This is a genomic window from uncultured Jatrophihabitans sp. (assembly GCF_964246335.1).
Classification (GTDB): domain Bacteria; phylum Actinomycetota; class Actinomycetes; order Mycobacteriales; family Jatrophihabitantaceae; genus Jatrophihabitans.
In genome coordinates this window covers 1-4,215 of the sequence record NZ_CAXTQF010000118.1, presented here as the reverse complement: position 1 = coordinate 4,215, position 4,215 = coordinate 1, and the positions used below count along the sequence as shown (strand labels likewise).

Sequence of the window (4,215 nt, the reverse complement as noted above, 5' to 3'; positions counted from 1 at the left end):
GCTTGGCAACGACCCGGTCGCGCCCGGCGGTGAGGCGCATGTCCAGCTCGTGCTCGAACGCCCCATCGCAGCCGCGGTCAACGACCGCTTCGTGCTGCGCGACACCACCGCGCAACGCACCATCGCGGGCGGGCGCTTCCTCGATCTGCGCGCCCCCCCCCCCACCCCCCCCCCCCCCCCCCCCAACCCCCGCAACCCCCCCCCCCCAGCTGGGTGTGGGGGCGGCCGCTTTCGGTTTCCGGGGTGCGCGCGGTCAGCTCGAGGAGAGCCACACGTTGGTCGGGTCCGGCACCTGGTACGCCGGAATCGGAATCGTGTTGTGCACGTGCGCAGCGTGGTAGTTCGGCTGGTTGGGTGTGGTGATCGGGTAGAGCGCCGCATCCTTCATCGCGACCTTGTCAGCCTGCTGCCACAGCTTGCCCGCCGCGGCGGCACTGGCCTGCGACGACGCCTGGTCGGTGAGCTTGTTGACCTGCGCGTTGTTGTAGAAGCCGTAGTCGCTGCCGTTCGGCGGGAACGCGGTGCCGCTGCCGCCGTTGTTGCCGTAGAGCAGGGGGGCGAAGAACGACTTCGCGGCGTCGCCGTACCAGTCCGGGCCCCAGCTCGCGATGGCGATGTCCCAGGTCCCGTTCTTGTCCACGGACGGCACCTGCAGGTACTTCGTGTAGAAGTCGGCGTTCGGCACGCCCTGGCCCACGACATTGATGCCGGCGGCCTTGAAGTCCTGCTGCAGGGTCAGGAAGATCGCCTTGGAGTCGGCCTTCGCCGAACGGTAGAGGATCTTCAGCGTCAGCTGCTTGTGTCCGGCCTTGGCCAGATCCGACTTCGCCTTCTTGACGTCGTACGGGTACGGGTTCGGCGACGAGTTGTCCTTGGCGCCCGAGATGCCGGCCGGCAGCACGTGCGTCAACGGCGGGGAGACCGCCGAGCCGGACAGGTCGACCGTCAGGTGCTGGCGGTTGATGGCCTCGGTGACGGCCCGGCGCACGGCCACGTTCTTCATCGCGCCGCCGTTGTTCGGCGACACCGAGTCGAAGACCAGGTACGGCGTGATGCCGAAGGTCGCCGTGACGTTGAGGTTCTTGTCCTTCTTCTGGAGCAGGCTCGGCACGGTGGTGTTCGACGGGAACGCGTCCCATTCCATGTCGGCGTTCGGCGCGTTGGCCTGCAGCTGCGTCTGGATGGTGTCCTGGTTACCCGTCTCGTTGACCACGACGTTGTTGACGTAGGCCTTGCGCACCGAGTCCGTCGCGGGGTCCCACGCGGCGTTGCGGGCGAAATCGATCTCCTTGGTCGGGCTGTACTTCGTGATCTTGTACGGACCGTCCGAGATTGTGTGCTGAGCCAGCTCCGCGCCGGCCGGGATGTACTTGTCGTACTCCTTGGGCGACGGCGAGAACACCGGCATCGCCAGCATGTCGACGAAGTAGGACGCCGGCGTGTTGAGCTTGTACACGACGCCCAAGGGGTTGCTCGGGTCCACCGAGACGCCGGCGATGTTGTTCTTGTTCGCGTAACCGGCGATGGCCGACGCGGACTTGGGGTCCACCTTCGCGAAGCCCGCGCAGTACTGCGCCAGGCCCACGATGAGCGACTCGAAGTCCGGCATGCCGCCGAACGGCTCGGCCGGGTTGCACGCCCGCTTGAACCCGCGCACGAGGTCGGCGCCGGTGACCTGCCGGGCGGGGGTGGTGTCCCACTTGACGCCCTTCTTGATGGTCAGCTTGATCGTCTTGCCGCCGTCGGTGACACCGCCGTTGCTCGCGGTCGGCACCTGGGTGGCCATGTCGGGCACCACCTCGGTGGTCTTGCCGACGACCGCGGGGTAGGTCAGCAGCTGCCTGCTCCACATGCGCAGGCCCAGGTAACCGACGCTGTAGTACGAGATGTTCGGGTCCATGTAGTCGACGTCGCCGGTGCCCAGCATGTGCAGCGTCCCGCCGCGCTTGGGCGTGCCGCCTGCGTTGATGTTCACCGGGAACTGCTGGCTGCTGGCGCCGCCGCTGCTTCCGGACTTCTTGCTGCCGTTCGTCGACCCGGATGACGAGCATCCGGCCACGAGCGCGAGCGTGACGCATGTTGCGACGACGCTGATCGCCCGACTCCGTCTCATACCTGTAACTCCTGTCGATTACGGGCCCGTCTCGTGAACGGGCGCTGCAACCGCACATCCCATCGTGGCCCGCCGCGCACCGCAAGGCACGACGGCCCGAGAACGCGAATCGTGACCAACCGTTGACCCGCCGCTCGCGCCGCGTCGATCAGCGGCGGTCCTGCAGGAACGGGAAATCGGCGCGTACCTGCCGCACGACGGCGGGGTCCACCTCCGCGCACAGGACGGCGGGTGCGTCGCCCGCCTCGACCAGGTTGACGCCGAGCGGGTCGACGATGGTCGAGCCACCGGCATGTGGGAGATCTTTGGCAAGTCCCACCCGATTGACACCCACGACGTAGCACTGGTTCTCGATGGCGCGCGCTCGCAGGAGCGCCCGCCAGTGCTCGTGCCGCGGCTGCGGCCAGTTGGCCGGGACGACGAACGCGTCGGTGCGCTGCGCCAACGCCCAGAACTCGTCGGCGAAACGCAGGTCGTAGCACACGAACGTGCTGACCCGCAGACCGTCGATGTCCACGGTCAGGAAGTGCTCGCCCGCCGCGTAACGCTCGTGCTCGCCCGCGTAGCTGAACGGGTGGATCTTCGCGTAGCGCTCGACCCGCCCGTCCGCACGCGCGACGACCGCGTTGTTGCGGTAGTTGCCGTCGCTGCCGCGCTGTGCGATCGACGCGATGACGGTGATGCCGTGCTGCGCCGCCTGCTCGCTCAGGAACTGCTCGTTCGGGCCGCCCTCGTCCTCCGCGATCCGTTCCGGGCGCATCGAGAAGCCGGTCGCGTACATCTCACTGAGCACGACGAGCCGGGCGTCCGCGCCGGCCGCCTGCGCGATCATCGGACGTACCTGCTCGCGGGTGCGCTCGGGCTGCTCCCAGACGATGTCGTGCTGGACGATGCCGACCTTCACCGGGCCGCACCCGCCTCACGCAGTCGCCGCACGGCGTCGTCCAGGACGGCCGGTCGTTTGCAGAACGCGAAGCGCACGAATGCATCGCCGGCCGCACTGTCGTAGAACACGCTGCTCGGGATGGCCACGACACCGGCCCGCTGCGGCAGTTCCCGGCAGAAGCTCACGGCGTCGGTGCGCGAACCGGTGACCTCGGCCGCCGACGTCCGCAGGTCGACGGTCGCGAAGTACGTCGCCTGCGGGCGGTGCACGTCGAAGCCCGCGGCCTCGAGGCCGGCGCACAGCAGATCGCGTTGCTGCTGCAGCGCCTCGCGTGGGGCGAGCTGCTCCGCCCGATCGAGCACGCCGGCGACCGCGGGCTGGAACGGCGCGCCGTTGACGTAGGTGAGGAACTGCTTGACGGTGCGCACCGCGGCGAGCAGCGGCGGCGGCGCGCACACCCAGCCGATCTTCCAGCCGGTGACGCTGAACGTCTTGCCGGCGCTGCTGATCGTCAAGGTCCGCTCGCGCATGCCGGGCAGCGTCGCGATCGGCGTGTGCTGCGCGCCGTCGAACACCAGGTGCTCGTACACCTCGTCGGACACGACGGTCAGGTCGTGCCGGATGGCCACGTCGGCGACGGCCGCCAGTTGCCGGTCGTCGAACACGGCGCCGGTCGGGTTGTGCGGCGTGTTCAGCAGCAGCAGCTTCGTGCGCGGCGTGATCGCGCGCTCGAGCGCGCCCGGGTCGAACCCCCACCCGGCGCCGTCCGGTTCGAGCGTCACCACCTGCCGTTGCGCCCCGGCCAGGGCGACGCACGCGGCGTAGGAGTCGTAGTACGGCTCGAAGAGCACGACCTCGTCACCGGGACCGGTCAGCGCGAGCAGCGCCGCCGCGATCGCCTCGGTGGCGCCTGCCGTGACGAGCACCTCGGTATCCGGGTCGTAGGCCAGGTCGTAGTTGCGCTGCTGGTGTTCGGCGACGGCCTGCCTGAGCGCGGGGATGCCGGGGCCCGGCGGGTACTGGTTGGCGCCTTCGCGCAGTGCCTGCGCGGCGGCGTCGAGGATGCCGTCCACGCCGTCGGTGTCCGGGAACCCCTGCCCGAGGTTGACACTGCCCGTGGTGAGCGCCAGCGCGGACATCTCGGCGAAGATCGTCGTCCCGAAACCGCGCATGCGCTCGACGAGCGGATTCGACCCGGCCAGCACCACCCCCCGAC

Annotated in this window: 3 protein-coding genes; all 3 read right to left on the bottom strand. The window is 69.3% G+C overall.

The features are described from left to right. Positions 1-253: 253 nt before the first annotated feature. The 3 genes from ACFFCN_RS18500 to ACFFCN_RS18490 all read right to left on the bottom strand — a co-directional run bounded on the left by ACFFCN_RS18500 (position 254) and on the right by ACFFCN_RS18490 (position 4,171). The gene (locus ACFFCN_RS18500) at positions 254-2,113 is read right to left on the bottom strand and encodes an ABC transporter substrate-binding protein (RefSeq protein ID WP_375494068.1); all 1,860 of its coding nucleotides are present in this window, start codon (positions 2,111-2,113) and stop codon (positions 254-256) included. Between the two features lie 148 nt (positions 2,114-2,261). Beyond that, positions 2,262-3,017 (bottom strand): nitrilase-related carbon-nitrogen hydrolase, encoded by a 756-nt coding sequence (locus ACFFCN_RS18495; protein WP_375494066.1) that lies wholly within the window; start codon positions 3,015-3,017, stop codon positions 2,262-2,264. Next, complete coding sequence (locus ACFFCN_RS18490) at positions 3,014-4,171, bottom strand: pyridoxal phosphate-dependent aminotransferase (protein ID WP_375494070.1); 1,158 nt, start codon at positions 4,169-4,171, stop codon at positions 3,014-3,016. The genes ACFFCN_RS18495 and ACFFCN_RS18490 overlap by 4 nt, the downstream gene beginning before the upstream one ends. Positions 4,172-4,215: the final 44 nt, after the last annotated feature.

Bases quoted from the DNA above. Each gene is read 5' to 3' on its own strand.
- ACFFCN_RS18500 (WP_375494068.1), bottom strand. From the start codon at position 2,113: ATGAGACGGAGTCGGGCGATCAGCGTCGTCGCAACATGCGTCACGCTC.
- ACFFCN_RS18490 (WP_375494070.1), bottom strand. From the start codon at position 4,171: ATGCGCGGTTTCGGGACGACGATCTTCGCCGAGATGTCCGCGCTGGCG.